Genomic DNA, 2,539 nt, shown 5'->3' with positions numbered 1-2,539 from the left:
ATGAAGGGGCCTGCATACTTAACTAGCCAAGGTTAACCAACGCCATCGCGCTTCATATTAAGCTAAGTTCTTATCTTAGCAGTATTTTTCCAGTCTGCGCATATAGGTTGACGTGATTCTGAGATCGGTAAAATGCTCCAAATACAGGGAGAACGCTATGTCCAATCCGATCCGATCCATCGTCATTGAAGATGACTGCCTTGCCGCCATGAGCCTAATTCCTGACGGGTCGGTCAATATGGTGCTCTGCGATCTTCCTTATGGAACCACGCAGAACAAGTGGGACAGCCTGATCCCGCTGGATAATCTGTGGCGGGAATACCGGCGGATACTAGCCCCAAAGGGAGCCGTTGTACTAACCGGGCAGGGATCCTTCACTGCTCGTCTCATCCTTAGCAATGAAGACTGGTTCCGTTACAAACTGACGTGGGTGAAGTCAAAGGCGACGAACTTCCTTAACGCGAAGAAACAACCGCTCCGCAAGCATGAGGACATCTGCGTATTTTACCCACAGCAGCCGCACTACTCCCCGCAGCGCACCGAGGGGCTTCCCTATGACAAGGGCGTGCGTAAGGCGCAACTCACCGGCTCCTACGGCGATTTTGACCCCGTGCAAGTGAAGAGCGAAGGCGGGCGGTATCCGACCGACGTGATCTATCATAAGACAGCGGAGAGTGAGGGGCAGGTCTATCACTCGACACAGAAGCCGGTAGGGCTTGGTCGTTACCTTGTTCGCACCTACACTCGTCCAGGCGACGTTGTTCTGGACAACGCATGTGGGTCAGGCTCCTTTCTGCTATCGGCAGTGCAAGAAGGCCGTCACGCCATCGGCATCGAATTGAACCGCGACGTGTCGGCCTTCCGCAAAGAGCAAATCAATCTCGTTGACGTGATGCAGGAGCGCCTCCAGAGGGTCGGTTGCGAACCCACCGTTCTGACCCGCCCGAAAACCGGGAAAGTCTTCAATGGACTCCTCCGACCCGCCTCCGACTGCGAGGAGAACACGCTAGTCGCCTAGAGACATCGTGTAGCGGCCATCGGGTTGTCTCTGAATCAGGATCGTCTGACCGGACAAGTCGTTCAAGCCAAGCATGGTTGCGATCTTCTCGGGCCAGTGAATCCAAGTATTCGGGGTGTTGTTGCTGCGCCATCTATTCGGGCCATGTGTGACTTGGAACAGGACGCTACCAAGCGCAACGCCCCGGAACGCGACCTCAAACGGAATAGAGCATATCTCTATGTCCGCTTCGCGTCCGTGCTTGCCGGAAACCCATGCTGCACCCCCAAAGAACTCGTCCCGAAACCACGTCTGAAACTCGTCGCCTCCACCCAAGCTGCCTTTGGTCAGACGCAGATAGGGAACGAGCCCTCCCGAAGTCTCCTGTTGAGCATCGGTTTTCGAGAGTTTCTTCGACCATTCAAGCACTGCGGCACCGCCTGTTTCTGTGGATTGCTTCACCGTGGGCATGATCGCGCTGACCACATCCTCGAACGACGCGTTAATGGGCTCAACAGTATCTTTTCGGTCAGGCACCGATCAACCTTCCATATGTTAGGCGCTTGCCGTTCATCCGGTCGATGGTCATGCCTATGAAGGCGAGGGTGCCGACCTGCGCGGTGTTGTGGCGGAAGGAATACTCCTTCACGTAGCGGTGCAAGTGCTTGGCGCTCATATAGTGGTAAACACCCACGTAGCCGCGCTTAAGCAGTGACCAAAAAGACTCGATCCCATTTGTGTGCGCCATGTTGCGCACATATTCACCAGCCGAGTGATTGATGCGGATATGGTGAAAGCCTTCTGCCTCCAGCCCGATATAACCTCCATGCTGGTCGGTCACGATGGTTGCACCAGAGGAGGCGTGATCGCGAACGAACTGCTTCAGCGTCTCCGCTTTCGTGTCCCTCACTGGAATGGCGCGAACCTCGCCAGCTTCGTCCCGGACGCCAACCACGGCAACTTTACCAACCGCACCACGACCAGCGTGCAGCTTGTTCTTCGCGTGCTTGTTCTTTTCGCGCCCACCGACATAGGTTTCATCGACTTGGACGTTACCGTCTAAGTCTCCATCGCGGTCTTTCAACCACGTCTCACGTATGCGCTGCGCGAGGAACCAAGCCGACTTCTGTGTAATCCCGAGTTCACGGGCCATCTGGGTGCTGGGAATGCCCTTGCGGGCGCTGGTGAGCATGTAAATCGCGAGAAGCCACTTCTGGAGCGGAAGGCGACTCTCGGCCAACACTGTGCCGGTGCGTACACTGAAATGCTTGCGACAGTTTTTGCAGCGGTAAGGCATAGGCCTGTGGTCTTTGCACTCGGTCACGCTGACGGAACCGCAGTGACCGCAAACTGGCTCGTCGCCCCAGCGCTTTGCCTCAAAGAATTTGCGCGCGGCTTCCTCGTCTGGGAACTTCGCGAAGAATTCAAAGGTCGAAAGGGTCTCGGGCTTGCTGGACATCGGGCGTCTCCTTCTGACACCCTTGTAACTTAACTAGCCAAGTGAGGCGATAGGATTTTGGCTAGTTAGGTATATAGGCCCCA

General features: G+C 55.7%; 3 protein-coding genes. 1 reads left to right on the top strand and 2 read right to left on the bottom strand.

Annotated elements, in window-relative coordinates; all coding sequences use genetic code 11:
- Positions 1–157: 157 nt before the first annotated feature.
- Complete coding sequence (locus tag RX333_RS17165; RefSeq protein WP_316016189.1) at positions 158–1,018, top strand: site-specific DNA-methyltransferase; 861 nt, start codon at positions 158–160, stop codon at positions 1,016–1,018.
- Here the strand turns inward: RX333_RS17165 and RX333_RS17160 are convergent.
- Positions 1,007–1,534 carry a hypothetical protein gene (locus RX333_RS17160; RefSeq protein ID WP_316016188.1) on the bottom strand — a complete coding sequence of 176 codons (528 nt, stop codon included), beginning with the start codon at positions 1,532–1,534 and terminating at the stop codon, positions 1,007–1,009. The genes RX333_RS17165 and RX333_RS17160 overlap by 12 nt on opposite strands.
- The gene (locus RX333_RS17155) at positions 1,527–2,456 is read right to left on the bottom strand and encodes an IS1595 family transposase (protein ID WP_316016187.1); all 930 of its coding nucleotides are present in this window, start codon (positions 2,454–2,456) and stop codon (positions 1,527–1,529) included. Before RX333_RS17155 ends, RX333_RS17160 begins: the two co-directional genes overlap by 8 nt.
- Positions 2,457–2,539 lie beyond the last annotated feature (83 nt).

Source organism: Roseobacter sp. HKCCA0434 (genome assembly GCF_032464675.1).
Lineage (GTDB): Bacteria > Pseudomonadota > Alphaproteobacteria > Rhodobacterales > Rhodobacteraceae > Pontivivens.
This window is presented reverse-complemented; position numbering and strand designations above follow the sequence as displayed.